Below are 25178 nucleotides of genomic sequence, written 5' to 3' on the forward strand. Positions count from 1 at the left end.
TGACTACACGCCTTGTTCGAGAAAGCCATGCCGCTTGGTGACGGCGTCGAGTTCCAGCAGCGCCTCCAGCAGCGCCTTCATCTTGTCCAGCGGCCACGCGTTGGGGCCATCGCTCAGCGCCTTGCTGGGATCGGGATGCGTCTCGGCGAACAGCCCGGCCACACCCACCGCCACGGCGGCGCGCGCCAGCACCGGCACGAATTCGCGCTGGCCGCCCGAGGTGGCGCCCTGCCCGCCCGGCAATTGCACCGAATGGGTGGCGTCGAACACCACCGGGCAGCCGGTGTCGCGCATCACGCTCAGCGAGCGCATGTCGGAGACGAGGTTGTTGTAGCCGAAGCTGGCGCCGCGCTCGCAGACCATGATGTCGTCGTTGCCGGCGGCCTTGGCCTTGGCCACCACATGCTTCATGTCCCACGGCGCCAGGAACTGACCCTTCTTGATGTTCACCGGCTTGCCGGCGCGCGCCACCTTCTGGATGAAATCGGTCTGCCGGCACAGGAACGCCGGCGTCTGCAGCACGTCGACCACCGACGCCACTTCGTCCATCGGCGTGTATTCGTGCACGTCGGTGAGCACCGGCACGCCGATCTGGCGCTTCACTTCGCCGAGGATGCGCAGGCCTTCTTCCAGCCCCGGCCCGCGAAAGCTTTCGCCGGATGAGCGGTTCGCCTTGTCGAAGCTGGATTTGAAGATGAAGTGGATGCCGAGCCCACTGGTGATTTCCTTCAGCGTGCCGGCGGTGTCCAGTTGCAATTGCTCGGACTCCACCACGCAGGGGCCGGCGATCAGGAACAGCGGCTGATCCAGCCCGATATCGAATCCGCAAAGCTTCATAGGACGTATTTCCCGATCAATAGGCAAGACCGCGTCATGCGCTGGCCTGGGCGGCCAACGGTTCGCCCTCACGCACGGCCTTGTATTCGGCGGCCGCGCGGACGAAGTCGCTGAACAGCGGATGGCCGTCGCGCGGGGTGGAGGTGAATTCAGGATGGGCCTGGCAGGCCAGGAACCACGGATGCTTCTGCGGCGGCAATTCCACCACTTCCACCAGCAGGTCATCCATCGACTTGCCGGAGATCACCAGGCCCTGATCCTCGAACGACTGGCGGTAGCGGTTGTTGAATTCGTAGCGATGGCGATGGCGCTCGCGCACCACTTCCTGGCCGTAAAGCTGGCGCGCCAGCGTGCCCGCCTTGAGTCGGCATTCCTGCGCACCCAGGCGCATGGTGCCGCCCAGGTCGGAGCGGTCGGTGCGCTGCTCGACTTCGCCGCTGGCGGTGGTCCATTCGGTGATCAGGCCGATCACCGGGTTGGCGGTGTTGCGGTCGTTCTCGCTGGAGTCGGCGTCGGTCAGGCCGGCCACGTTGCGGGCGAAATCCACCACCGCCGCGTGCATGCCGTAGCAGATGCCGAAGTACGGCACGCGGTGTTCGCGCGCGTATTTGGCCGTCAACACCTTGCCTTCAAAGCCGCGCTTGCCGAAACCACCGGGCACCAGGATCGCGTCGACCTTGCCCAGCACTTCGGCGGCGCCCTCGGCCTCGATCTGCTCGGAGTCGATCCAGTCCAGGTTCACCCGCGTCTGCTGGCGGATGCCGCCATGGCGCAGCGCTTCGGCCAGTGACTTGTACGCGTCCTTGTGCTCCACGTACTTGCCCACGATGGCGATGGTGACCTCGTTCTTCGGGTGCTCCACGGCGTCGACGGTGCGCTGCCAGCTGGACAGGTCCGCCGGATCGGCATCCAGGCCGAGCCGCTTTACCACGATGTCGTCCAGCCCCTGGCTGTGCAGCCACAGCGGCATCTTGTAGATCACGTCGACATCGGGCGCGCTGATCACGGCGGATTCGGGCACGTTGGTGAACAGCGCGATCTTGCGGCGCTCGGCCTCCGGCAGGGCGTCCTCGCAGCGGCACAGCAGGATGTCCGGCTGGATACCGATCGAGCGCAGTTCCTTCACCGAATGCTGGGTCGGCTTGGTCTTGATCTCGCCAGCAGCCTTGATATACGGCACCAGGGTGAGGTGCATGAACACCACTTTCTCCGGGCCCTGCTCCACGCGCAGCTGGCGGATGGCCTCCAGGAACGGCAGCGATTCGATGTCGCCCACGGTGCCGCCGATCTCCACCAGCGCCACGTCGAAACCGCGCGTGGCCTCGTGGATGCAGTGCTTGATCTCGTCGGTGATGTGCGGGATCACCTGCACGGTGGCGCCGAGGTAATCGCCGCGGCGCTCCTTGCGGATCACGCTTTCGTAAATTTTGCCGGTGGTGATGGAATTCTTGCCGGTGAGGCGGGTACGCATGAAGCGCTCGTAATGCCCCAGGTCAAGATCGGTCTCGGCACCGTCGTCGGTCACATAGACCTCGCCGTGCTGAAACGGGCTCATCGTGCCCGGATCGACATTGATATAGGGGTCGAGCTTCATCATGGTGACCGAGAGCCCGCGAGCCTCGAGAATGGACGCGAGTGACGCCGCCGCGATGCCCTTGCCAAGCGAGGACACTACACCGCCGGTGACGAAGATCAGGGGGGTCATGAAATTCAGCCGTGCTGGAAATCGGCATTTTAGCGACATCGGCGTCCAGCCGCGAGGGATCAACGCAAATTACTGGCGAAAGATTCAGCTGGCACCGAAAAATGCCGCGCCATCCTGTGTGCGGCATGCGGAAAATCAGCCCAAAGCAGCGTGGGTCGGCCTGCTAACATTGATGGATGAATCCACCTGTCCCGACCCGCCTGGCCGCCTTGCGCGCCGCCATGCAGCAACACGGCATTGCCGCCGTACTCGTCCCCAGCGCCGACCCGCACCTGTCCGAATACCTGCCTGCGCATTGGCAGGCACGTACCTGGTTGTCGGGTTTCGACGGCTCGGCCGGCACCCTCGTGATCAGCGCGACCAAGGCGGGGCTATGGACGGATTCGCGCTATTTCTCGCAAGCCGAGCAGCAACTGCCCGGCAGCGGCATCGCGTTGATGAAGGAACGCGTGGCAGACGTACCCGATCACCTCGCATGGCTGCAGCAGCAACTGCAGCGAGGCGACGTGCTGGCCGTGGCCGGTGACAGCCTTTCCGTCAACGGCCAGCGCCAGATCGAGCGCAAGCTGGCCGTCGGCGGTGCCACCGTGCGCATCGACCTGGATCTGCCCGGTCTGATCTGGCCCGACCGCCCGGCCCTGCCGCAGGCGCCGGTGTTCGCCCATGACCCCGTCTACGCCCGCGTGCCGCGCACCGACAAGCTGGCGCGGCTGCGCGAGACGATGCGCGCGCAGGGCGCCAGCCACCATTTGCTTTCCAGCCTGGACGACATCGCCTGGCTGACCAACCTGCGCGGCAGCGACGTCGAGTGCAATCCGGTGTTCCTGGCGCACCTGCTGGTCGAGGCCGAAGGTCGCGCCGTGCTGTTCGTCGATCGGGCCAAGTTCGAAGATGCACTGGTCGCCGAACTGGCCGCCGATGGCATCGATATCGCGCCTTACGCAACCATCACCCGCGCCCTGGGCGCGCTGACCGCCGACGACAAACTGCTGCTGGACAGCAGCCGCGTGGTCAGCGCCATCGCCGCCGCGATCCCGGCGCATGCGGCACGCATCGAGGCGGCCAATCCCAGTACCGCGTTCAAGGCCATCAAGACCGCGGCCGAGCTCGGCCATATCCGCGAGGTGATGCGCCATGACGGGGTGGCGCTGGTGCGCGCGTTTCGCGAACTGGAAGAGCGGCTGGCCGCCGGCGAATCGCTCACCGAACTGGACGTCGACGCGCTGCTGCACCGGCAACGTTCGGCGCAGCCGGGCTGGATCGGCGAAAGCTTCGCCACCATCGCCGGCTACCTGGCCAACGGCGCGTTGCCGCATTACCGCGCCACGCCCGAGGCGCACAGCATGCTGCAGGCAGAAGGCCTGCTGCTTGTCGACTCGGGTGGTCAATACCTGGGTGGCACCACCGACATCACCCGCGTGCTGGCGCTGGGCGAGACCACGCCGGAACAACGGCGCGACGCCACCCTGGTGATGAAGGGCATGATCGCGCTGTCGCGTGCCCGCTTCCCCAAGGGCGCCAGCGGCCCGCAACTGGATGCGCTGGCGCGCGCGCCGCTGTGGGCCAGCGGCATGGATTACGGCCACGGCACCGGCCACGGCGTGGGCTATTTCCTCAACGTGCACGAAGGTCCGCACGGCATCCGTCCGCCCTCGGCCGGTGGCGCGCTGGTGCCGCTGGAGCCGGGCATGATCAGCTCGATCGAACCGGGCCTGTACAAGCCCGGCCGTCACGGCATCCGCCACGAAAACCTGGCGGTGGTGATCGCCGCCGACCAGACCGAATTCGGCGAATTCCTGGCGTTCGAGACCTTGACCCTGTGTCCGTTCGACCGCCGCGCACTGGAGCCGGCCCTGCTCAACCCCGATGAACGCGCCTGGCTGGACGACTACCACGCCACCGTACGCGCCGCCCTGAGCCCGCTGCTGGATGGCGACGACCTGGCCTGGCTGCATCGACATTGCGAACCGTTGAGGTGAAACCCTGAAGTGAGTGGCGAGCGGTGGGAGATGGCGACACAACTCCTGCTCCCGCCCTTGACCCGCCCGCCCCTGCCGCCCATCCTGCCCCGTTACCCTTCACAGTCATCGCCCCATGAGCAATCGTTACGACGCCGCCGATATTGAAGTCCTCTCCGGCCTGGATCCGGTCAAGCGCCGGCCCGGCATGTACACCGACACCAGCCGGCCCAACCACCTGGTGCAGGAGGTGGTGGACAACTCGGTGGACGAGGCGCTGGCCGGCCACGCCAGCCATATCGAGGTGACCCTGCACGCCGACGGCTCGGTGGAGGTGAGCGACGACGGTCGCGGCATGCCGGTGGACATCCATCCCGACGAGGGTATCCCCGGTGTCGAGCTAATCCTCACCCGGCTGCACGCGGGCGGCAAGTTTTCCGGCGACAACTACAGCTTCTCCGGCGGCCTGCATGGCGTGGGCGTGTCGGTGGTGAACGCGCTGTCCACGCGGGTGGAGGTCACCATCCGCCGCGACGGCAACGAGCAGCGCATGGCGTTCGAGAACGGCGACCGCGCCAGCGAGCTGGAGCTGCTCGGTACGGTGCCGAAAAAGCGCACCGGCACCACGCTGCGCTTCTGGGCCGACCCCAAATACTTCGACTCGCCGAAGATCTCGCTGCCCAAGCTGAAGCACCTGCTGCGCGCCAAGGCGGTGCTGTGCGCCGGGCTCAACGTGAAGCTCACCGACGCGGCCAGCGGCGAAGTCATCGAGTGGTACTACGAAGACGGCCTGCATGATTATCTGAGCGGCGAACTCGATGGCGCCGAGGCGCTGCCCGCCGAATTGTTCGTGCACCACGTGGCGCGCAACACCGAAGGCCTGGACGTGGCGCTGGCCTGGCTGCCCGAAGGCGAGCTGGTGCAGGAGAGCTACGTCAACCTCATCCCCACCGCCCAAGGCGGCACCCACGTCAACGGCCTGCGCAGCGGCCTCACCGTGGCCATCCGCGAATTCTGCGACATCCGCAACCTGCTGCCGCGCGGCGTGAAGCTGGCGCCCGAAGACGTATGGGAGCGGCTGTCGTTCGTGCTGTCGGCACGGCTGCAGGATCCGCAGTTCGCCGGCCAGACCAAGGAGCGGCTCTCGTCGCGCCAGGCCGCAGGCATGGTCGAGAACGTGATCCACGACGCCTTCAGCATCTGGCTGAACCAGCACACCGAGATCGGCGAACGCATCGCCCAGTTGGCGATCGAGCGGGCCAGCGCGCGGCTGAAAGCCTCCAAACAGGTGGTGCGTAAGAAGATCACCCAGGGTCCCGCCCTGCCCGGCAAGCTGGCCGACTGCACCGCCACCGACCTCACCCGCACGGAATTGTTTCTGGTCGAAGGCGATTCGGCCGGCGGCAGCGCCAAGCAGGCGCGCGACAAGGAGTTCCAGGCGATCCTGCCGTTGCGCGGCAAGATCCTCAACACCTGGGAAGTGGAATCCACCCTGGTGCTGGCCTCCGAGGAAGTGCACAACCTGGCCGTGGCTATCGGCTGCGACCCGGGCAAGGACGACCTGAGCGGCCTGCGCTACGGCAAGGTGATCATCCTGGCCGACGCCGACTCCGACGGCCTGCACATCGCCACCTTGCTGTCGGCGCTGTTCCTCAAGCATTTCCCCAAGCTGGTCAGCGAGGGCCACGTGTTCGTGGCGATGCCGCCGCTGTTCCGTGTCGACGTGGGCAAGCAGGTGTTCTATTGCCTCGACGAAAGCGAAAAGGTGGCGATACTGCAGCGGATCGAGCGCGAGAAAATGAAGGGCGCGGTCAGCACCACCCGCTTCAAGGGCCTGGGTGAAATGAACCCGCCGCAGTTGCGCGAATCCACCATCCATCCCGACACCCGCCGGCTGGTGCAGCTGACCACCGCCGAGGAAGACGGCACCGCGCGCGTGATGGATTTGCTGCTGGCGAAGAAGCGCGCCAGCGACCGCAAGGCGTGGCTGGAAGAGAAAGGCGACCTGGCGACGCTTGAGGTTTGACCGGCGTCAGGTTGCCCTTCGGCTTCGCTGCGTTACGCTCAGGGAGAGCGGCTCTAGATAGGCGTAATCCCCAGACCGTTCTCCCTGAGCGTAGCGCAGCGAAGTCGAAGGGCCGCGCCGCAAAAACACAACACGAACCGCAGGCCATCGCATCATGCCCAGCTGGACCCGCCGCTCCATCGAGATCCTCGCCGCCGAGGCGGCGCGTTCGGCCGACACGCACCTGATCCGGCTGGACCTGCCTGCGTTTCCCGGCATTCCGCTGTACCTGAAAGACGAATCCGCACACCCCACCGGCAGCCTGAAGCACAGGCTGGCGCGCTCGCTGTTCCTGTACGCGATCTGCAATGGCTGGCTGCATGAAGACCAGCCGGTGATCGAGGCCTCCAGCGGAAGCACCGCGATCTCCGAAGCCTACTTCGCCCGCCTGCTCGGCCTGCCCTTCATCACCGCGATGCCGCGGCGCACCTCGTGCGACAAGATCGCGCAGATCGAGCACTTCGGCGGACGCAGCCATCTCATCGACGGCACTGACGTCTACGGTGCCGCCGAGCAACTGGCGCGCGAGTCCGACGGCTTCTACATGGACCAGTTCACCTTCGCCGAACGCGCCACCGACTGGCGCGGCAACAACAACATCGCCGAGTCGATCTTCCGGCAGATGGAGCGCGAATTCGATCCGGTGCCGCGCTGGATCGTGGTTTCCGCCGGCACCGGCGGCACCTCGGCCACCATCGGCCGCTACATCCGCTACGGCGCCGCCCGCAGCGACGGCACCCAGCTGGCGGTGGTGGACCCGGAAAACTCCGTGTTCATGGATTACTTCAACAGCGGCGACGCCTCGCTGCGGCTGGATTGCGGCTCGCGCATCGAAGGCATCGGCCGGCCGCGGGTGGAGCCGTCGTTCATCCGTGGGGTGATCGACCGCATGATCCGCGTACCCGACAACGCCAGCATGGCGGCGTTGCGTGTGCTGGAGCGGTTGATGGGCCGCCGCTGCGGCGGCTCCACCGGCACCAACCTGGTCGGCGCCCTGCAACTGATGTGCGAACTGCGCGCCAGCGGTGAAAAGGGACCGGTGGTGACGCTGATCTGCGATGGCGGCGAGCGTTATCGCAAGACGTATTACAACGACGACTGGCTCGCCGCCGAAGGCTTCGACGTGGCCAACGAGCAGGCGCGGCTGGAGCAGGTCATCCAAAGCGGGCGCTGGGTCGACGCGTGATACCTGGCCGACGCACGTGTCATTGAGCTGCCATCGGATTTACCTGGAAAGATCCGTTCATCCTGAGCGTAGGCCAAAGGCCGGAGTCGAAGGACACGCCGCCTGGGCCGCCCCAACCGGGCACCGCTTCGACTCCGCCCGCTGCGCGGACTACGCTCAGCGCGAACGGCTTTGGGAGCCGGATGACCATCAGACAAGTGGCATTCGGCGCTGACCTATTCTTCGGGAACTACGCATGGCCCTGCTACCACCACTCAACCTGCAACGCTGGATCGACGAACACCGCCATCTGCTGAAACCGCCGGTGGGCAACAAGTGCATCGTCGATGGCGACTTCATCATCATGATCGTGGCCGGCCCCAACGCGCGCACCGACTACCACTACGACGAAGGCCCGGAGTTCTTCCACCAACTGGAAGGCGAGATGATCCTGAAGGTGCAGGACGAGGGCCAACCGCGCGATATACCGATCCGCGCCGGCGAAGTTTTCTACCTGCCGCCGCGCGTGCCGCACTCGCCGCAGCGCATGCCCGGATCGATCGGCCTGGTGATCGAACGCCGTCGCCTCGCCAATGAAAAGGATGGCCTGCTGTGGTTCTGCGAGCACTGCAACCACACCCTGTTCGAGGAGTACTTCGTGCTCGACAGCATCGAACACGATTTTCCGCCAGTGTTCGACCGCTTCTACGGCTCGATCGAGGCGCGCACCTGCAAGGCCTGCGGGCACGTCAATCCGGCGCCGGCGAAATATTCGTAGAACCTGGTGTGTGGGAGCGACTTCAGTCGCGATGCTTCTGCTTTGGAGCTTCAACGCAAGAGCATCGCGACTGAAGTCGCTCCTACAGGTGTTAGCGCAGCGCCAGCCATTTACGCGCCATGCGACGCAGTGACGTATCGAGGCTTTCATCGGCGGCCACCTCCGTCACCGGCCGCCACGCCAGCGCGCGTGATTCGCCATTGACCACGAAGCGTTCATCGCCCCCGGCCCGCACCACGTAGCGCACGTCGTAATGCCAATGCTCCGGCTCGGCTCCACGCAGCGGAATGCGGTGGCGGTCGATATCGAAGATGTCGCCTTCGACGCGCAAACCCGGCACGCCGGTTTCCTCCTGCGCTTCGCGCAAGGCCACGCCTGCCAGGTCGGGATCGCCATCGGCATGGCCGCCGGGCTGCAGCCAGCGGTCGAGCTTGCGGTGATGCATCAGCAACACGCGCTCGCCGTCGCCGCTGACCAGCCATGCCGAGCCGGTGAAGTGCGCCACGGCATGGCTCCGCTGGAAGACCTCGGGGTGGCTGCGCAGGAAATCCTCGAATTGCGCGACGGTTTTTTTCTCCCCCTGCCATAAGTCACGGTAGCGACGCAGTGACTCGATCAGAAAGTTTTGTGGTGCCTGCATCGTCGTCCATCCGGTTCATGAAAGTGCGCTGCAGCAAGCCTTCGCGAGGCCTGAATCCAGCTTGTACAACCCCCAACGCTCGGCTATGTTGGCCCACTATTCGCATCTCCGCACCACGCGTCGCGCACTGCTGCAGCGCACTAGCGGACGCATTCATGCCAAGGGGCGCTTGATGATCAAAAATCTTTTTGCCACCCATCCCATCAAGGCCATGCCCCATGTGGATGCGGGCGAGCCGGTGGAGGGTAGCGCCGAAGGCGAGGTCACCCTCAAACGCGTCTTGACGGCGCGGCACCTGGTGATGCTTGGGGTGGGTGCGGTCATCGGCGCGGGCATCTTCGCCATCACCGGCACGGCGGCGGCACAGTTCGCCGGCCCCGCACTGATCCTCAGCTTTCTGATCGCCGCCGTGGCCTGCGGCCTGGCCGGCATGTGCTACGCGGAGTTCGCCGCGATGCTGCCGGTTTCCGGCAGCGCCTATTCCTATTCCTACGCCACCCTGGGCGAAGTGGTGGCCTGGTTCGTCGGCTGGGCACTGGTGCTGGAATACCTGTTCGCCGCATCCACCGTGGCGGTGGCCTGGTCGGGCTACTTCGGCGAACTGCTGCGCATGCTCAGCTCGATGACCGGCCTGAATTTCACCTTGCCGGCGGCGCTGTCCTCGGCCCCGCTCACGTTTGCCGAAGGCGGCCACACGCTGGTCACCACCGGCGCACTGATCAATCTGCCGGCCATCATCATCGTCGGCGCGATCAGCTGGCTGTGCTACATGGGCATCACCCAGTCGGCGACGGTCAACGCGATCATCGTGGCGATCAAGGTGTCGGTGATCCTGCTGTTCCTGATCGTTATGTTCAACTACATCAACCCCGATCTGTGGCACCCGTTCATCCCCGCCAACGAGGGCGGCTCCAAGTTCGGCTGGAGCGGCATCTACCGCGGCGCCACGCTGGTGTTCTTTGCCTATATCGGTTTCGACGCGGTCTCCACGGCCGCCGGCGAGGCGAAGAACCCGCAGCGCGACATGCCGATCGGCATCCTCGGCTCGCTGCTGCTGTGCACCGTACTGTACGTGGCGATGGCCGCGGTGATGACCGGCACCACGCCGTTCCGCATGCTCAACACGCCCGAGCCGGTTGCCACCGCGATCAACTATGTACTCGGCACCGTCGCCGCCGGCAGTCCCTCCAGTTACATCCTTGGCGCGTTGAAGATCCTGGTGGTGTTCGCGGCGCTGGCCGGCCTGAGCTCGGTGATCCTGGTGATGCTGATGGGCCAGCCGCGCATTTTCTATTCGATGTCGCGCGACGGTTTGCTGCCGCAGGCACTGGGCCGCCTGCACACGAAGCACCGCACGCCCTACGTGGGCACCATCATGGTCGGCGTGATCGCCAGCATCCTGGCCGGCCTGTTCCCGGTCGATGTGCTGGGCGACCTGGTGTCGATGGGCACCTTGCTAGCCTTCGCCACCGTCTGCATCGGCGTACTGGTGCTGCGCCGCACGCGGCCGGAGCTGCCGCGCGCGTTCCGCGTGCCGGTGCCGTGGCTGGTCTGTCCGCTGGGCGCGGCCGCCTGCCTGTTCCTGTTCTGGCAGGCTTTCGAGGTGCGCTGGCCGCTGCTGGTGAGCTGGATCGTGATCGGCTTCCTGATCTACGGCTTCTACGGCTACCGCCACAGCAAGCTGCGCCAGGGCGCGCGCTGAGACGCAGCGGCCGGCACGGCGCAGGCCGCTCACACACAACGTGTCGCGCACGCGGCGCAACAACCATCCGCTCCCGACGACAAGTGGCCATGCTCAAACAGTTGCTCGCCCGCAAGACCGATTTCAGCGATGCCGACGATGCCAACGGCCCCACCCTGCGCCGCACGCTGGGGCCGATCGGATTGACGGCGCTGGGCATCGGCGCGGTGATCGGTGGCGGCATCTTCGTGATCACGGGCCAGGCAGCCGCCGATCACGCGGGGCCGGCGGTGATCCTGTCGTTTCTGCTGGCAGCCATCTGCAGCACGTTCACCGCGCTGTGCTACGCCGAATTCGCCACCCTCATCCCGGTATCCGGCAGCGCCTACTCCTACGCGTACGCCACCCTGGGCGAGTTGGTGGCGTGGTTCATCGGCTGGAACCTGGTGCTGGAATACGGCGTATCCGCCTCGGCGGTAGCCGTGAGCTGGACGGGTTATTTCCTGAGCCTGCTCGACCATATCGGCCACACCTTCAGCATGGACTTGAGCCTGCCGGCGGCGCTGACCAACGCGCCGCTGGCATTCACCGCCGACCATCAACTGATCGCCACGGGGGCGCTGTTCAACCTGCCTGCGGTGGTGCTGGTGTTGTTGCTGACCTGGCTCTGCTACGTCGGCATCCGCGAATCGAGCCTCGCCAACGCGGCCATGGTGGTGTTGAAGGTGGGCCTGATCGCGCTGGTGATCGTGGTGGGCTGGCGCTACGTCGACCCGTCCAACTGGCACCCTTTCATCCCCGAATCGCAAGGTCACTACAAGTACGGCTGGGGCGGCGTCCTGCGTGGCGCGGCGATGGTGTTTTTTGCCTACATCGGTTTCGAGGCCACGTCGGTGGCGGCGCAGGAATCGCGCAACCCGCAACGCGACCTGCCGATCGGCATCCTCGCTTCGCTGGCCATCTGCACGGTGCTGTATATCGCCATGGCCGCGGTGATGACCGGACTCAGTTCCTACACGCTGCTGGGCACCAACGAGCCAGTGGTGACCGCGCTGCAGGGGCACCCCGCGCTCGGCTGGCTGCGCTGGCTGGTGGAAGTGGGCGCGATGCTGGGCCTGGCTTCGGTGGTGCTGGTGATGATCATCGCCCAGCCGCGCATCTTCATGATCATGGGCCGCGACGGCATGCTGCCGAAGGTGTTCACGCGCATCCATCCACGTTATCGCACGCCACACCTCAATACGCTGATCACCGGCGCGGGCATCGCGCTGCTGGCCGCCATCTTCCCGCTGGACGTGTTGGGTGACCTGGTTTCGATGGGCACCCTGATCGCCTTCATGGCGGTTTGCGCGGGGGTGTGGATCCTGCGCCACACGCGGCCGGAATTGCCGCGCACGTTCCGGGTGCCGTGGGCGCCGCTGATCTGCTCCCTGGGCATTCTCAGCTGCGCCGCCCTGCTCGCCACCATGGCCTGGTACAACTGGGGGCTGATGGTGTTGTGGACGGTGATCGGGCTGGTGATCTATTTCGGCTATGGACGCCGGCACAGCCATCTTCATCAGCAGGAAATGGCGCGGAACGGCGCCTAAAAGACGTAAATTTCGTCCAATTGTGGCGCCTGCCGCATGATTGGCGCCGACCATCGTCCAATATCGGGCACTGCATCAGGACTACGATGCAAGTGACTGTTTTAGATGAATTTAACGAAATATTTTTCCGGAAAATCCCGCCCGAGATTGCCCCAACGGGCTCACGCGGGGGTATCATGGCGATCCGCGGGTTGATCACTTGGCAGTGGGCCCCGGATCGCCGCCCGGCACGTCAGGCAGGGTCAGCTCCTCAACCTGGCGTGTCGGGCAGCACTTTCTCTGGCTCCGCCCCCATTCCCTGTTCGTGATTGCGCCGCCCACAAGCGCGCATGCGAAAGAGGCCGGCTCCTTCGAGCCGGCCTCTTTCGTTGTACGAAGCTATGTGATCAGGCTTTCTTCGGCGTGTGCGACACGCACCAGCCCTTCGCATTGACCGACTTGCCGGGGAACAACTGGCAAGGTCCACGGCCGGTGGTGTTGGTGGCCGTATAGAACTGGCAGTTGTGGCACACGTCGCCGGCCTTGTACTTCGGATTGGTCGACTTGGTCGCGTCCTCCACATAATCCAGCGCCTTGGCGGTCGGATCAGTGGGGCTCACCGCCGGCAGATCGGCGGCGCGTGCAAGACGCGGCAAGCCGCCCATGACCACGGCAGCCGCGGTGGTGCCCGCTGCGATTTTCAGGAAGTGGCGGCGCGATTCGATATCGTTTTCTTTCGACATGGCAGAGTCTCCGTCGAGGTGACCGGCGCACCCTGCACCGGATCGCGGAAGTGTCACGCCATTTACCTCAACGCTTCCTGACTTGCGCGAATGGCTCGCATTACGCCCTTGGCGCGAAGGGGCCCGTGGTATGATGCCGATTGATTTGGACGGCCAAACCGTATGACCCAGCAGCTGCCCGCCACGATGTCCCAGAGCCTGTTCGACAGCCGCGCCGACGCCATCGCCGATGCCGCGCGGCAACTGGCGGCGCTTGGCTGGACGCCGGCCACCAGCAGCAATTTCTCGATGCGGGTGGACGACGAACACGCGGCCATCACCATCTCAGGCCGCGACAAGGGCCACCTCGGCCGCGATGACATCATGCTGATCGACCTGCACGGCCACGCGGTGGGCACCACGGCCAGGCCCAGCGCCGAAACCGCGCTGCACACGCAGGTCTACCGGCGCTGGCCGGAAATGACCGCCGTGCTGCATACCCATTCGCGCACCCAGAGCGTGGCATCGCGACTCTACGCCGCGCGCGGCACCATCCAGCTTCAGGGCTGGGAATTGCAGAAGGCCATCAGCGGCTACACCAGCCACGACAGCGTGCTGGAAATTCCGGTGTTTCCCAACACCCAGCACATGCCTGATCTGGTGGCCCAGGTGGATGCCTGGCTGGATGCCGGCAAACCCTTGCACGCGTACCTTATCGACGGCCACGGCATCTACACCTGGGGCCGCGACATAGCCGAGGCCCGCCGCCATCTCGAAGCACTCGAATTCCTGCTCGAATGCGAAATGGATCTGAGGAGATTGTCATCATGAGTCAGCTGCGCATTTTCGACGAGGCACAACCGCAAGCGGCGCTGGCCGAGCACCGCGACCATGCCGCCATCGCCCGCGAGCTGGGCAAGGTCGGCGTGCGTTTCGAGCGCTGGGAGGCAAGCCAGCCGATCGAGCCCGGCGCCAGCCAGGATGAAGTGATCGCCGCCTACCGTGGCGACATCGACCGGTTGATGGCGGAAAAGGGTTACCAGAGCGTGGACGTGATCAGCCTCACGCCCGACCATCCCGACCGCGCCACGCTGCGCCAGAAATTCCTCAGCGAGCACACCCACAGCGAGGACGAGGTGCGCTTTTTCGTGGCTGGTGCGGGGCAATTCACCCTGCACATCAACGACAAGGTCTACGACGTGCTGTGCGAGAAAGGCGACCTCATCGGCGTACCCGACGGCACCCCGCACTGGTTCGACATGAGCGAATCGCCGTACTTCGTGGCGATCCGCCTGTTCACCAACAAGGAAGGCTGGGTGGCCCAATTCACCGGCACCGACCTGGCCAGCCGATTCCCCCGCATGTCGCCCCTCGTCCACACCTCGTAGATACCCGTCGCAGGCGAGGCTCTTGCGAATCCCGAATCCCGAATCCCAAATTCCGAATCCCGCCTCCCATGATCGAAATCCGCGCCGTCGTCACCGATATCGAAGGCACCACCAGCGCGATCACCTTCGTGCGCGACGTGCTGTTTCCGTACGCCCGCAAGCGCTTGCCGGCCTTTGTCGAAACCCATGCCGACCAGCCCGAGGTGCAGCATTGGCTGCATGAAGCGGCGAAGGAGGCGGGTTTCATCGAAGCCAGTCGCCAGGAAGTGATCGAACTGCTGCTGCGCTGGATCGACGAGGATCGCAAGTCCACCGCGCTGAAGGCGTTGCAGGGCATGATCTGGAAGGCCGGCTACGAAGCCGGCGACTACGTGGCCCACATGTATCCCGAAGTGGCCGCCCGCCTGCGCCAATGGCGCGCCGACGGCCTGCGTCTGTACGTCTATTCGTCCGGCTCGGTACCGGCACAACAGCTGTTTTTCAGGCATAGCGAAGCGGGCGATCTCACGCCGCTTTTCGCCGGCTATTTCGATACCGAAACCGGACCCAAGCGCGAAGCGGAATCCTACCGCCGCATCGCGACGGCGATCGACGAACAGCCGCAACACACGCTGTTTCTTTCCGACATCGTCGAGGAACTCGACGCCGCCCGGGAGGCGGGTTTCCAGACCGGCTGGCTGGTGCGTCCGCCACTGGAGGCGCCAGCCCGGCCCCGCCACCCGGTCTTTGCCGATTTCGACGCGATCGCGCTCTGACTGCCCGCGGAAGGCCGACCATGCGCCCGCTGTTGATCGCCCTGCTCGCTTTCGTCGCCGGTGTCTGGCTGACCACATGGTGGCAGCCCGCCGCACCCACAGCGGCGGCCGCGCATGTCCCTGATGCAACGTCGGCGGCTTCCGTTGCCGCGGCACCGATGGCAATGGACGCGGTCACCGATGATCGCTGGCCCGCGGGCAGCCCGTCACCCGAACAGCTCATCTATGCGCAACCCCGATTGGTACGCAACGCGCTGGCGCAATTGACGCCGCGCATCGACGGCAGGCCGAATCTCTATCTGGTGGCTTTTGCCGGCGATGCCAGTGAGGATGTTTTTCGCAACGAGGTCGAATACGCCGCCAGGCTGTTTCCCGCCCGCTTCGGCGCCGCCACCCACACGCTGGTGCTGGAGAACAATCCCGCCTCCCTCGACACGCGTCCGCTGGCCAGCTGGAGCAACCTCGAGGCGGTGCTCGACGGGCTCGCCCGCGTGATGCACCCGGAGGACATCCTGATGCTTTACGTCACCAGCCACGGCAGCGAGGACCACTACCTGCTGGTCGACATGGATCCGGTACCGCTCGACCAGATCGGTGCGAATGATCTCGCCGGCGTCCTGCGCGAGCATGCCTTCCGCTGGAAAGTCGTGGTGGTGAACGCCTGCTACTCAGGCGGGTTCGTGCCGCCGTTGCGTGGCGACGGCACGCTGGTCATCACTGCCGCGCGCAGCGACCGCAGCTCGTTCGGCTGCGGCAGTGATTCGGACATCACCTATTTCGGCAAGGCCTGGCTGGTCGATGCGCTGAACCACACCAACACGTTCACCGACGCCTTCCAGCGCGCCAGCAAAACCATCGCCGGCTGGGAAAGCCGGGACAAGCTCACGCCATCGGAGCCGCAGCTCGATGTCGGCAAGGGCATCACCGCGCAACTGGATCTGTGGCGCAAGGGCGTCGAGCCCGGAGCGAAGGTTCCATTCGCGCCGGCAACCGTATCGACGGATCCGGCAAACATCGCGCACTGATCGACGACGCGCCTCCCGAACCGTCGCGCGCTTCACCTGCCGCCACGACCACGCGTGCTAGCTTCAGCCGCTGATTTCAGCGGAGTGCGCCCATGAAAACGCAGCTTGCGGCATCAACGACGGCATTTCGCGCCGCGCCGGTTTTGCTGTCGCTGTGCACGATCGCGGCGTGCTCCTCGCACGCACCGGTCGCCAGCCCGCCCCCGGCCGCTGCCGACACATGCCGTGCATCGCAACTGGTCTTCAGCGTCGACAGTGGCGACGGCCGGTTCAACGGCATGTCCCACTCCGGCACCATGCTGACCGTGCGCAACAGCGGAACCGCCGCTTGCATCCTCCCCGCGCAACCGCAGCCCGTGCTGACCGGCGCCGACAAGCGGCCCCTGGACATCATCGCCCAAGCGCCCAACGCTCCCGCACCGTCGACGATCCAGCTGGCACCCGGCGCAGCCGTGGAAAACGAAATGCGCTGGGTCTCCGGCAATGTCTACGAGGATGGGCATTGCGAATCCCCTGCCTTCATCGATCTGGCCATCGGCGGGGAAAAGGTTTCAACCGCCTTCACCGGCCATCTGTGCGGCGCCGGTGGCAAGCCGTCCACCTATACGCTCACGCCATTCCGCGCCGTGGCAACGCCGGTGCTTTCCTATACCTGCGAAGACGGCCGCAAAGTGCAGGCCAGCTACCCCGACAGCACCACCGCCGTGCTGTCGCTCGACGGAAACACCCACCGCCTGCATATCGCCATCTCGGCCGACGGCGCGCGTTACGTGGGCGATCATTGGCAATGGTGGACGAAGGGCATGCACGACGCGTGGCTGTCGCCGCTGCGCAACGGCGAGACCTATCCGTCGGCCAGTGGTGTAGCTTGTCGCGCGCCCTGATGGCGCGGTTATTCCATCCTGAGGATGCCGTGCTCGTACAACATTTTCAGCGCGAACAACATCTCGTCACGCCCCGGACCACCCGGGTCCCGCTGCCATGTCAGCACGTCGGGAATGGTGAAGCTCCCCACCTGGGACGACAGCTGCTGGAATATCGGCCCCATGGCGACGGGAAACTTGAGCACGCCGGTCTCGCACGGCACGACGATGTCGTCCTGCACCTGGACAAAACGCAGTGACGCGGCCACGCCGAATCGCTGCTCCGGCGCTATCTTCGGCACCGGCAACAGCGGTGCCGCTTTCCATCCCGTGAACGGCTCCTGCTTCAGCGATTTCAGCCAGGGCTCGGCGGCCGCCTTGCTGATTTCGTCCAGGCATTCGCTGATATACGCAGATACCGCGTCCGGCATGCTTCCCCGGGCTTTCTCCAGTGTGGCAGGCGGCCCGCCTCGCCATTTCTCGCTCGACACCGAGAGGCGCTGAAGTAGCGGTCCGAGGTCAAAAAGCAAATTACGGGGCGAAAAATAGACATTCAGCGCCAGCGAATAGCCCACGCCACGCGCCGAATGCCAGGCCCCGGCGGGAAGGCAGAGCAAGTCGCCGGGATTGAGCTCCACCTCGCCAAACTCCATATGCTCGGGCAGCGTGCCGACATCCGCATTGATGCCGGGTTGATACACGGCATTCTCGAGCGGCCACGGCTTGGCCGACTTCATGGAGAATCGCCAGCGCTTGCTGCCGGCGATCTGAATGCTGGTGGCAACCCGCTTGTCGTAATGCGTGGGCAGGCCCGAGCCGTCTGGCGAGATGTAGCAATTGGCGCCCACGAGACCATTGAAATTGAGCTGCGCGCGGACGGCTTGCGCCCATTGGCAAAGCACGGGATCGGCCAGGTGGATATCGGTGATGCAGATCGTCGCGCCTGCGTTGAGCAAATCGGCGACCTGGTTATGGTCCGCGTCGATCATGCCCCGTGAACTTCCGGCCTCCTCACCACGCGTGAAGGCCGCTTTTATGTTGTAGCTGGTACCGGCCAGCGCCTTCCCGCGCGCAAGCGCCTGCCTCAATCTCGCCCAACCGAAAATATGGTCGAATTTTCCGGGATGCCCTTTGACGCTCACCGACGTGCGCGAGAAAAAGGAATCCACGAATTCCCCGGCATCGAACGGACTCAGCAACTCCTGGAGTTCACGGCCACTCAATGCTGCAGGCGCGGGCGGCTCTGCGGATGTGCCGGGGTCGAGCAGGGAATGAAAATCTATCGGGTTCATGGATCTTCTTTTCTTGAGTTGATCGCAGGGCCGAAAGCTTTCCGCTGCGCGCTACGTAGTATTGCAAAAGGCCTGCAGTGCCGCACCGGAGCCCGGGGCGACGTCGTCATGGGCGTTGCGCGAATGGTCGATGTACCGACCCGTCCCCCTCATTGACGCTCGTCAAGAACGAGACAAGCTTCCCGCGCCGAATCGTCGCACCCGCGGCTAAACATGATCAGGATCAAGACGCTGGCCTCCCGGCGCGATGAAGATCGGCCCAACCAACCAAGGATTTCATGAGCGAGACACAACGATGGAATTCCACATCGCCATTACCGACACACGCCCGCAACTCGAAGCCGTCGAAGACGCCATGTTCGATGTCGACTCGAATGCGCTTGTGGACCTCGACCCCAGCGGTTCGACCCTGCGCATCTCGTCGTTCGTGACCATCGGGGATCTGATCGATGTCATGCAGCGAACGGGCTGGACGATCGCACCGGACCAGGTGGTTCAGCTGCCCACGATATGTTGCGGTGGTTGCGGCGGCTGAGCGGCTACCAACTTCTCGCGTTCAGGGTTTGCGATGCCGCGCGACCAGCACCTTGGCCACATCCGCCAGCGACAAGCCCCGGGCGCGCAACGCCACGGTGAGATGGAACACCAGATCCGCGGCCTCGCCCAGCAGCTCCTCATCGCCCTGCGCCACCGCCGCCAGCGCGGTCTCGACGCCTTCTTCGCCCACTTTCTGCGCGATGCGGCGGATGCCGCCGTCGAACAGTTTCGTGGTGTAGCTGCCTTCGGGGCGGTCGGCGTGGCGTTGCGCGACCAGGGCGTCGAGTTCGGCCAGGAAACCCAGCGGCGGACGCACGTCGTCGCCAGTACCGAAGCAGCTTGAGGTGCCTTCGTGGCAGGTGGGACCGTGCGGGTCGGCCTGGATCAGCAAGGTGTCAGCATCGCAGTCGATGCGGATCGATTTCAGGTCGAGCACGTGGCCGGAGACTTCGCCCTTGGTCCACAGTCGCTGCTTGCTGCGGCTGTAGAAGGTGACGTGGCCGCTGCGTTGCGTTTCGGCCAGCGCGTCGGCATTCATGTAGCCGAGCATCAGCACTTCGCCGCTCAACCAGTGCTGCACGATGGCGGGCAACAGGCCTTCGCCCTTGGACCAATCGAGGCGGCTGGTATCGGTGGTATCGCTCATCGCTGTGATTCCTCGTGCTACAGGCGTACCGGGACGCCCTGCTCGTGCAGATAGTGTTTGAGTGCGGGGATCGCGATCGCACCGGAGTGGAACACGCTGGCGGCCAGCGCGCCGTCCACGTCGGCTTCGACGAAAGCGTCGCGGAAATGTTCGGGTTCACCGGCGCCGCCGGAGGCGATCAACGGCACGCTGCAGATCGCACGCGCGGCCTGCAGTTGCTCCAGATCGTAGCCGCGGCGCACGCCGTCGCTGCCCATGCAGTTGAGCACGATCTCGCCCGCGCCGCGCTGCTGTGCCTCGGCCATCCAGTCCAGCGTGCGGCGCGCCAGCGCCTGGGTTTTGCTGGGGTCACCGGTGTACTGGCGCACGCGCCATTCGCCGTCGGCGTCACGTAGCGAATCGATGCCGACCACCACGCACTGCACGCCGAACGCGGCGGCCAGTTCGTCGATCAATCCGGGCCGTTCCAGCGCGGGCGAGTTCACCGAGATCTTGTCGGCACCCGCGTGCAGCACGGCGCGCGCGTCGTCGACCGAGCGGATGCCGCCGGCCACGCAGAACGGGATGTCGATCGCCCGCGCCACTTTTTCGACCCAGCCGCGATCCACGCTGCGCCCTTCGGGGCTGGCGGTGATGTCGTAGAACACCAGCTCGTCGGCGCCTTCATCGCGGTAGCGCAGCGCAAGCTCCACGATTTCGCCCATCACCACGTGATCGCGAAACCGCACGCCCTTGACCACCTTGCCGTCGCGCACGTCCAGGCAGGGAATCAGCCGGCGGCTCAACATGCCAGCGCTTCCGCCAGGGTGAAACGGCCTTCCAGCAGCGCGCGGCCCAAGATCACGCCACGCGCGCCGGCGTCGCGGGCGGCACGGATATCGTCCAGCGAGCGCACGCCACCGGACGCCTGCAAGGCCAGTTGCGGCACGCTTTCGCCGAGGTGCCGGTACAGGTCGAGATTGAACCCGGCCAGCATGCCGTCGCGATCGATATCGGTGCACAGCAGGTGGCGCGCACCGCGCTCGGCATACCAGGGCGCCAGTTCATCCAGCGTGCGGGTTTCCACTTCGGTCCAGCCGGCGCTGGGCAAGGCCCAGCGATCGCCGATGCGGCGCGTGTCCAGCGCGATCACCAGCCGTTCGGCGCCGTGATTGTCGAGCCAGCGCGCCACCTGCTCGGGATCGCGAATGGCCACGCTGCCCAGTACCACGCGGTGCACGCCGGCATCGAACAGGCGGTGCAGATCTTCTTCCGCACGCACGCCGCCACCGGCCTGGATGCGCATGCCGCTGGCGGCGATCGAACGGATCACCGCCAGGTTGTCGAGGTTGCCCGAGCGGGCACCGTCGAGGTCGACCAGGTGCAGCCAGTCCGCGCCCGCCTCGGCATAACTCCAGGCCAGTTCGCGCGGATCGGCGGCGTAGGTGGTCTGCTGCGCATAGTCGCCCTGCTTCAGCCGCACCACCTGGCCGCCGCGCAGATCGATCGCGGGAATCACCGCAAAACTCGTCATGAGAACGCCGTCATAGCTTGAGGAAATTGCCGAGCAGCCGCGCCCCCACGGCGGCGGAACGCTCGGGATGAAATTGCATGCCGTGGAAATTTCCGCGCGCGATCACGGCGGAAAACGCGCCACCGTAATCGGCCGTGGCCAGCGTGTAATCGCCTACGGGCACGGCATAGCTGTGCACGAAATACGCCTGATCGTCGCTGCCAAGGCTGTCCACCAGCGGATGTCGCCGCGTTGTTTCCAGGCGGTTCCAGCCCATGTGCGGCACGCGCAAGCCGGGCGCTTCGACAAAGCGCAGCACCGGCGCGGGAATCAGGCCCAGGCATTCGGTGTCGCCCTCGGCCGAACGTTCACACAGCAGTTGCATGCCCAGACAAACGCCCAACACGGGTTGGGTCAGCGAGCGCAGCAGATCCACCAGCCCCAGCTCGCGCAGCCGCGCCATGCCGGGCGCCGCAGCGCCCACGCCGGGCAGGATCACCTTGTCCGCCGCCCGAATCGCCGCCGCGTCCGCCGTCAAGGCGGCATCCACGCCCAGTCGCTGCAGCGCGTAGCGTACCGAGCCGATATTGGTACCGCCGGCATCGACCAGCACGACGCTCATTACAGCGTGCCCTTGGTGCTGGGAAGCTCGTTGCCATCGCGACGGATCGCCTGGCGCAGGGTGCGCGCCACTGCCTTGAAGCAGCCTTCGATCATGTGATGCGCGTTCTCGCCCTGCACGGTGAGGCGCAGGTTCGCGCCCATCGTTTCGCACAGCGAGCGGAAGAAATGCGGCACCAGTTCGGTTGCCATGTCGCCCACGCGCTCGCGCGGAAAACTGCCCTCGAACACGAAGTACGGCCGCCCGGAAAGATCCAGCGCGGCGCTGACCAGCGACTCGTCCATCGGCAGCGTGAAGCCGTAGCGGCCGATGCCGCGCTTGTCGCCCAGCGCCTGTTTCATGGCCTGCCCCAGCGCCAGCGCGGAATCCTCGATGGTGTGGTGATCGTCGATGTGGGTATCGCCGTCGCAGCGCAGTTCCAGCGCGAAACCGCCGTGCTTGCCGATCTGCTCCAGCATGTGGTCGAAGAAGCCCAGGCCGGTATGCACCTTCGGCTCGGCCACCTTGTCCAGGTTCACGCTGACGGTAATGCGGGTTTCCTTGGTGTTGCGGGTGACCGTGGCGGTGCGCGGCGCATCCAGCAACTGATGCGCCAGCTCCTGCCAGCTCACGCCCTGCGGCCCCACGCGGAAACCGCGTACGCCCAGATTGGCGGCGAATTGCAGGTCGGTTTCGCGATCGCCGACCATCGCCGACGCCGCGCGGCTCCAGCTGTCGTCGGCGAGATAATGCCGCATCAGGCCGATACCCGGCTTGCGCGTATCCAGGCCTTCGTGCGGAAAGCTGCGATCGATCAGCACCTCGTGGAAACGCACACCCTGCGACGCGAATATCCGCAACAGCAAGTCATGCGGGCCGCTGAAATGCGCCTCGGGAAAACTCTCGGTGCCCAGGCCATCCTGGTTGGTCACCATCACCAGTTCGTAGCCCGCGCCGACGAAACGCTGCAGCGCGGCGATCACGCCCGGCAGCAAGGCGAGCTTCTCGTAGCTGTCGATCTGCTCGTCGGTGGGCTCCTCGATCAGACATCCGTCGCGATCGACGAAAAGCAACTTGCGGCTCATGCCGCACCTCCCTGGAGTATGGCCAGCACGCGGGCGTTTTCCGCCGGCGTGCCGATGGTGATGCGCAGTGCATCGGCAAGGTTGGGATAACGGCGCACGTCGCGCACCACGATGCCGGCGGCCAGCAGGCGCTGGTAGACGGCGCCGGCGTCATCGAAGCGCACGGCCAGGAAATTCGCCTGCGACGGCAGTACTTCGCGCACGCCCGCGACCTGCGCCAGCGCCGCGCGCATCACGCCGCGCTGTTCGTCGATGACCGCTATATGTTCGGCCGCGACCGAGGGCGCCGACAACGCGGCCAGCGCCGCCGCGACGCAGGGCAACGGCAACGGGTACGGCGGCATGATCCGGCGCAGCAAGGCGATCACGTCGGCGTGTGCCAGCAAGGTGCCCACGCGCGCGCCGGCCAGTGCCCAGGCCTTGGACAAGGTGCGCAGGATGGCGAGGTTGTCGTACTGGCCGATCAGATCGGCCACGCTGCCCGCTTCCGCGAACTCCACGTAGGCTTCGTCCACCACCAGCACGGCACGGCCGGCCAGGGCCTGCACCAGTCGTTCCACCGCGGCACGCGGCACCGTCTGGCCGGTCGGGTTGTTCGGCGAGCAGATGAAAACCAGCTTCACCGCGGGCGTCACCGCCGCCAGCACCGCGTCCACGTCCAGCGTGAAATCGGCGGCCAGCGCCACCTCGATCACGGCGGCGTTCTGGATGTGCGCGCACACCGCATACATGCCGAACGTGGGCGGCTGGATCAGGATCGCATCCTCGCCCGCGCGGCAGAACGCACGCACCAGCAGGTCGATGGCCTCGTCGCTGCCGCGGCCTACCAGCAGCTGTTCGCGCTGCACGCCGTAGAGCGCGGCCAAGGCATCGATCAGCGCCGCGGGCTGCGGATCGGGATAACGATTGCAGCCGAGGTCATCCCCGTTTGACGCCCACGGCGATTCGTTGGCGTTGAGAAAAACCTTCCCGCCACTGGCTTCCATGCGTGCCGACGAATACGGCTGCATCGCGCGGATCTCCGGCCGCGCCAGGTCGAGCACGCTCATGGCGAGGCTTCCGTCGTTTCGCGCGCGTCCAGCGCGGCCAGCCGCAAGGTCACGGCGCGCCGGTGGGCTTCCAGCTGTTCGGCCGCCGCCAGCGTGGCGGCGCAAGGACCGATCGCGCGCAGCCCGGCCGCGCTGACGTCCTGCACGGTGATCTGCTTCTGGAAGCTCGATACCGATACGCCGCTGTAGCTGCGTGCATGACCGTAGGTGGGCAGCACGTGGTTGCTGCCGCTGCAGTAATCGCCCAGCGATTCGGGTGCCCATTCGCCCAGGAAAACCGCGCCCGCCGATTCGATGCCATCGAGCAGCGCGTGGGGGTCCTGCACCTGCACGATGAGGTGCTCCGGCGCGTAGCGGTTGCTCACGTCCACCGCCTGCGCCAGCGAGTCCACCAGGATCAGGCGGCTCTGCGCCAGCGACTTCACTGCAATCTCGCTGCGCGGCAACTCCGCGCACTGCTTCTCGACCTCGCTGGCGGCCTTCTCGATCATGGCCTTCGACGGGGTAAGCAGAATCACCTGGGAATCGACGCCGTGCTCGGCCTGCGACAACAGGTCGGCTGCGACGAATACCGGGTTGGCCAGCTCGTCGGCAATCACCAGCACTTCGGAAGGGCCGGCCGGCATGTCGATCGACGCGCCGTTGGCATCCACCGACACCTGCAGCTTGGCTTCGGTGACCCAGGCATTGCCCGGCCCGAACAGCTTGTCGCAGCGCGGCACCGAGTCGGTGCCATAGGCCATCGCCGCGATCGCCTGCGCGCCGCCAATCTTGAATACACGGTGCACGCCGGTGACGCGTGCGGCATACAACACCGCCGCGTCGCAGTTGCCGTCGGCACGCGCCGGCGAGCACAGCACCACGCTGCGGCAACCGGCCACACGCGCCGGCACGCCCAGCATCAAGGCGGTGGACGGCAGTGGTGCGGTACCGGCGGGCACGTACAGGCCCACTCGATTGATCGGTCGCACGACGCGCTCCAGTCGCACGCCGGGCGCGGTTTCCACGGCGACCGGCTTTGACGCGGTAGCGCGGTGGTAATGCTCGATGCGCGCAGCCGCCTCGTCGATCGCCGCCTTCAGCACGGGATCGAGCGCAGCTTCAGCCGCGGCAAACTCGGCCTCGGTCACCTCCAGCGCGTCCAGCGTGCAACCATCGTAGGCGGCGCTGAATTCGCGCAAGGCATCGTCGCCACGTTCGCGCACGGCAGCGACGATGCGCGCCACGCCGCCGCTCAGGTCGTCAGTGCGTGACTGCGTGGGGCGCGCCAGCGCGTCACGCCGTGCGGATTCGTCCAGTTGATTCCAGTCCAGCTGTTTCATCGTT

The 25178-nt window shown here is 65.7% G+C and carries 24 protein-coding genes; 12 read left to right on the forward strand and 12 right to left on the reverse strand.

What is annotated here, in order from left to right; genetic code table 11:
* Nucleotides 1-3: 3 nt before the first annotated feature.
* Together kdsA and pyrG are read right to left on the reverse strand one after the other, a co-directional pair.
* The gene (gene kdsA / locus UU9_RS15810) at nt 4-837 is read right to left on the reverse strand and encodes a 3-deoxy-8-phosphooctulonate synthase (RefSeq protein ID WP_007082769.1); all 834 of its coding nucleotides are present in this window, start codon (nt 835-837) and stop codon (nt 4-6) included.
* Nucleotides 838-871: 34 nt separating this feature from the next.
* Nucleotides 872-2542: a CTP synthase gene (gene pyrG / locus UU9_RS15815; protein ID WP_007082770.1), complete on the reverse strand. Its 1671-nt coding sequence runs from the start codon at nt 2540-2542 to the stop codon at nt 872-874.
* Between the two features lie 176 nt (nt 2543-2718).
* Here pyrG and UU9_RS15820 point away from each other — a divergent pair, with 176 nt between their 5' ends.
* The 4 genes from UU9_RS15820 to UU9_RS15835 all read left to right on the forward strand — a co-directional run bounded on the left by UU9_RS15820 (nt 2719) and on the right by UU9_RS15835 (nt 8508).
* The gene (locus UU9_RS15820) at nt 2719-4521 is read left to right on the forward strand and encodes an aminopeptidase P family protein (RefSeq protein WP_007082771.1); all 1803 of its coding nucleotides are present in this window, start codon (nt 2719-2721) and stop codon (nt 4519-4521) included.
* A 115-nt stretch (nt 4522-4636) separates the two neighbouring features.
* Nucleotides 4637-6526 (forward strand): DNA topoisomerase IV subunit B, encoded by a 1890-nt coding sequence (gene parE / locus UU9_RS15825; RefSeq protein WP_007082772.1) that lies wholly within the window; start codon nt 4637-4639, stop codon nt 6524-6526.
* Between the two features lie 154 nt (nt 6527-6680).
* Complete coding sequence (locus UU9_RS15830; protein ID WP_007082773.1) at nt 6681-7751, forward strand: PLP-dependent cysteine synthase family protein; 1071 nt, start codon at nt 6681-6683, stop codon at nt 7749-7751.
* Nucleotides 7752-7986: 235 nt separating this feature from the next.
* A complete protein-coding gene (locus UU9_RS15835) occupies nt 7987-8508 on the forward strand; it encodes a 3-hydroxyanthranilate 3,4-dioxygenase (protein ID WP_007082774.1) in 522 nt (173 codons plus the stop codon).
* A gap of 91 nt (nt 8509-8599) precedes the next feature.
* Here UU9_RS15835 and UU9_RS15840 read toward each other — a convergent pair whose 3' ends face one another.
* Nucleotides 8600-9148, reverse strand: a complete 549-nt coding sequence (locus UU9_RS15840; protein ID WP_007082775.1) for an NUDIX hydrolase — start codon at nt 9146-9148, stop codon at nt 8600-8602.
* 172 nt (nt 9149-9320) lie between these two features.
* Here UU9_RS15840 and UU9_RS15845 point away from each other — a divergent pair, with 172 nt between their 5' ends.
* A complete protein-coding gene (locus UU9_RS15845; RefSeq protein WP_007082776.1) occupies nt 9321-10850 on the forward strand; it encodes an amino acid permease in 1530 nt (509 codons plus the stop codon).
* Nucleotides 10851-10939: 89 nt separating this feature from the next.
* Entirely contained in the window at nt 10940-12418 is a 1479-nt protein-coding gene (locus tag UU9_RS15850; protein ID WP_007082777.1) for an amino acid permease, read from the forward strand.
* Between the two features lie 386 nt (nt 12419-12804).
* Here UU9_RS15850 and UU9_RS15855 read toward each other — a convergent pair whose 3' ends face one another.
* The gene (locus UU9_RS15855; RefSeq protein ID WP_007082778.1) at nt 12805-13140 is read right to left on the reverse strand and encodes a high-potential iron-sulfur protein; all 336 of its coding nucleotides are present in this window, start codon (nt 13138-13140) and stop codon (nt 12805-12807) included.
* Between the two features lie 162 nt (nt 13141-13302).
* Between UU9_RS15855 and UU9_RS15860 the strand changes: the two genes are divergently transcribed.
* From UU9_RS15860 to UU9_RS15880, 5 genes are all read left to right on the forward strand, one after another.
* Entirely contained in the window at nt 13303-13950 is a 648-nt protein-coding gene (locus tag UU9_RS15860) for a methylthioribulose 1-phosphate dehydratase (RefSeq protein ID WP_007082779.1), read from the forward strand.
* Nucleotides 13947-14507: a 1,2-dihydroxy-3-keto-5-methylthiopentene dioxygenase gene (locus UU9_RS15865; RefSeq protein ID WP_007082780.1), complete on the forward strand. Its 561-nt coding sequence runs from the start codon at nt 13947-13949 to the stop codon at nt 14505-14507. Before UU9_RS15860 ends, UU9_RS15865 begins: the two co-directional genes overlap by 4 nt.
* Before the next feature lie 68 nt (nt 14508-14575).
* Entirely contained in the window at nt 14576-15262 is a 687-nt protein-coding gene (gene mtnC, locus UU9_RS15870) for an acireductone synthase (RefSeq protein WP_007082781.1), read from the forward strand.
* A gap of 20 nt (nt 15263-15282) precedes the next feature.
* A complete protein-coding gene (locus tag UU9_RS15875; protein WP_007082782.1) occupies nt 15283-16287 on the forward strand; it encodes a C13 family peptidase in 1005 nt (334 codons plus the stop codon).
* A gap of 92 nt (nt 16288-16379) precedes the next feature.
* A complete protein-coding gene (locus UU9_RS15880; RefSeq protein WP_007082783.1) occupies nt 16380-17171 on the forward strand; it encodes an MliC family protein in 792 nt (263 codons plus the stop codon).
* An 8-nt stretch (nt 17172-17179) separates the two neighbouring features.
* Here UU9_RS15880 and UU9_RS15885 read toward each other — a convergent pair whose 3' ends face one another.
* Nucleotides 17180-18442 (reverse strand): JmjC domain-containing protein, encoded by a 1263-nt coding sequence (locus UU9_RS15885; protein WP_083839005.1) that lies wholly within the window; start codon nt 18440-18442, stop codon nt 17180-17182.
* Nucleotides 18443-18737: 295 nt separating this feature from the next.
* Here UU9_RS15885 and UU9_RS15890 point away from each other — a divergent pair, with 295 nt between their 5' ends.
* Nucleotides 18738-18977 (forward strand): hypothetical protein, encoded by a 240-nt coding sequence (locus UU9_RS15890; RefSeq protein ID WP_007082785.1) that lies wholly within the window; start codon nt 18738-18740, stop codon nt 18975-18977.
* A gap of 21 nt (nt 18978-18998) precedes the next feature.
* On the opposite strand, the gene hisIE is transcribed toward UU9_RS15890, so the two are convergent.
* Genes hisIE through hisD form a run of 7 tightly spaced genes read right to left on the reverse strand, consistent with a single transcriptional unit; the run spans nt 18999 to nt 25174 of the window.
* Entirely contained in the window at nt 18999-19625 is a 627-nt protein-coding gene (gene hisIE / locus UU9_RS15895) for a bifunctional phosphoribosyl-AMP cyclohydrolase/phosphoribosyl-ATP diphosphatase HisIE (RefSeq protein ID WP_007082786.1), read from the reverse strand.
* 17 nt (nt 19626-19642) lie between these two features.
* A complete protein-coding gene (gene hisF / locus UU9_RS15900) occupies nt 19643-20413 on the reverse strand; it encodes an imidazole glycerol phosphate synthase subunit HisF (protein ID WP_007082787.1) in 771 nt (256 codons plus the stop codon).
* Complete coding sequence (hisA, locus tag UU9_RS15905; RefSeq protein WP_007082788.1) at nt 20407-21138, reverse strand: 1-(5-phosphoribosyl)-5-[(5-phosphoribosylamino)methylideneamino]imidazole-4-carboxamide isomerase; 732 nt, start codon at nt 21136-21138, stop codon at nt 20407-20409. Before hisA ends, hisF begins: the two co-directional genes overlap by 7 nt.
* A 10-nt stretch (nt 21139-21148) precedes the next feature.
* Nucleotides 21149-21739 (reverse strand): imidazole glycerol phosphate synthase subunit HisH, encoded by a 591-nt coding sequence (gene hisH, locus UU9_RS15910; protein WP_007082789.1) that lies wholly within the window; start codon nt 21737-21739, stop codon nt 21149-21151.
* Complete coding sequence (gene hisB / locus UU9_RS15915; protein WP_007082790.1) at nt 21739-22803, reverse strand: bifunctional histidinol-phosphatase/imidazoleglycerol-phosphate dehydratase HisB; 1065 nt, start codon at nt 22801-22803, stop codon at nt 21739-21741. Before hisB ends, hisH begins: the two co-directional genes overlap by 1 nt.
* Nucleotides 22800-23852: a histidinol-phosphate transaminase gene (hisC, locus tag UU9_RS15920; RefSeq protein WP_007082791.1), complete on the reverse strand. Its 1053-nt coding sequence runs from the start codon at nt 23850-23852 to the stop codon at nt 22800-22802. Before hisC ends, hisB begins: the two co-directional genes overlap by 4 nt.
* A complete protein-coding gene (hisD, locus tag UU9_RS15925; RefSeq protein WP_007082792.1) occupies nt 23849-25174 on the reverse strand; it encodes a histidinol dehydrogenase in 1326 nt (441 codons plus the stop codon). Before hisD ends, hisC begins: the two co-directional genes overlap by 4 nt.
* Nucleotides 25175-25178: the final 4 nt, after the last annotated feature.

This window comes from Rhodanobacter fulvus Jip2 (genome assembly GCF_000264315.1).
In the GTDB taxonomy this organism is placed as follows: domain Bacteria; phylum Pseudomonadota; class Gammaproteobacteria; order Xanthomonadales; family Rhodanobacteraceae; genus Rhodanobacter; species Rhodanobacter fulvus.

What these genes read in the sequence shown, in the direction of transcription:
- kdsA (WP_007082769.1), bottom strand. Translation starts at nt 837, where the DNA reads ATGAAGCTTTGCGGATTCGATATCGGGCTGGATCAGCCGCTGTTCCTG.
- pyrG (WP_007082770.1), bottom strand. Translation starts at nt 2,542, where the DNA reads ATGACCCCCCTGATCTTCGTCACCGGCGGTGTAGTGTCCTCGCTTGGC.
- UU9_RS15820 (WP_007082771.1), top strand. Translation starts at nt 2,719, where the DNA reads ATGAATCCACCTGTCCCGACCCGCCTGGCCGCCTTGCGCGCCGCCATG.
- parE (WP_007082772.1), top strand. Translation starts at nt 4,637, where the DNA reads ATGAGCAATCGTTACGACGCCGCCGATATTGAAGTCCTCTCCGGCCTG.
- UU9_RS15830 (WP_007082773.1), top strand. Translation starts at nt 6,681, where the DNA reads ATGCCCAGCTGGACCCGCCGCTCCATCGAGATCCTCGCCGCCGAGGCG.
- UU9_RS15835 (WP_007082774.1), top strand. Translation starts at nt 7,987, where the DNA reads ATGGCCCTGCTACCACCACTCAACCTGCAACGCTGGATCGACGAACAC.
- UU9_RS15840 (WP_007082775.1), bottom strand. Translation starts at nt 9,148, where the DNA reads ATGCAGGCACCACAAAACTTTCTGATCGAGTCACTGCGTCGCTACCGT.
- UU9_RS15845 (WP_007082776.1), top strand. Translation starts at nt 9,321, where the DNA reads ATGATCAAAAATCTTTTTGCCACCCATCCCATCAAGGCCATGCCCCAT.
- UU9_RS15850 (WP_007082777.1), top strand. Translation starts at nt 10,940, where the DNA reads ATGCTCAAACAGTTGCTCGCCCGCAAGACCGATTTCAGCGATGCCGAC.
- UU9_RS15855 (WP_007082778.1), bottom strand. Translation starts at nt 13,140, where the DNA reads ATGTCGAAAGAAAACGATATCGAATCGCGCCGCCACTTCCTGAAAATC.
- UU9_RS15860 (WP_007082779.1), top strand. Translation starts at nt 13,303, where the DNA reads ATGACCCAGCAGCTGCCCGCCACGATGTCCCAGAGCCTGTTCGACAGC.
- UU9_RS15865 (WP_007082780.1), top strand. Translation starts at nt 13,947, where the DNA reads ATGAGTCAGCTGCGCATTTTCGACGAGGCACAACCGCAAGCGGCGCTG.
- mtnC (WP_007082781.1), top strand. Translation starts at nt 14,576, where the DNA reads ATGATCGAAATCCGCGCCGTCGTCACCGATATCGAAGGCACCACCAGC.
- UU9_RS15875 (WP_007082782.1), top strand. Translation starts at nt 15,283, where the DNA reads ATGCGCCCGCTGTTGATCGCCCTGCTCGCTTTCGTCGCCGGTGTCTGG.
- UU9_RS15880 (WP_007082783.1), top strand. Translation starts at nt 16,380, where the DNA reads ATGAAAACGCAGCTTGCGGCATCAACGACGGCATTTCGCGCCGCGCCG.
- UU9_RS15885 (WP_083839005.1), bottom strand. Translation starts at nt 18,442, where the DNA reads ATGAACCCGATAGATTTTCATTCCCTGCTCGACCCCGGCACATCCGCA.
- UU9_RS15890 (WP_007082785.1), top strand. Translation starts at nt 18,738, where the DNA reads ATGGAATTCCACATCGCCATTACCGACACACGCCCGCAACTCGAAGCC.
- hisIE (WP_007082786.1), bottom strand. Translation starts at nt 19,625, where the DNA reads ATGAGCGATACCACCGATACCAGCCGCCTCGATTGGTCCAAGGGCGAA.
- hisF (WP_007082787.1), bottom strand. Translation starts at nt 20,413, where the DNA reads ATGTTGAGCCGCCGGCTGATTCCCTGCCTGGACGTGCGCGACGGCAAG.
- hisA (WP_007082788.1), bottom strand. Translation starts at nt 21,138, where the DNA reads ATGACGAGTTTTGCGGTGATTCCCGCGATCGATCTGCGCGGCGGCCAG.
- hisH (WP_007082789.1), bottom strand. Translation starts at nt 21,739, where the DNA reads ATGAGCGTCGTGCTGGTCGATGCCGGCGGTACCAATATCGGCTCGGTA.
- hisB (WP_007082790.1), bottom strand. Translation starts at nt 22,803, where the DNA reads ATGAGCCGCAAGTTGCTTTTCGTCGATCGCGACGGATGTCTGATCGAG.
- hisC (WP_007082791.1), bottom strand. Translation starts at nt 23,852, where the DNA reads ATGAGCGTGCTCGACCTGGCGCGGCCGGAGATCCGCGCGATGCAGCCG.
- hisD (WP_007082792.1), bottom strand. Translation starts at nt 25,174, where the DNA reads ATGAAACAGCTGGACTGGAATCAACTGGACGAATCCGCACGGCGTGAC.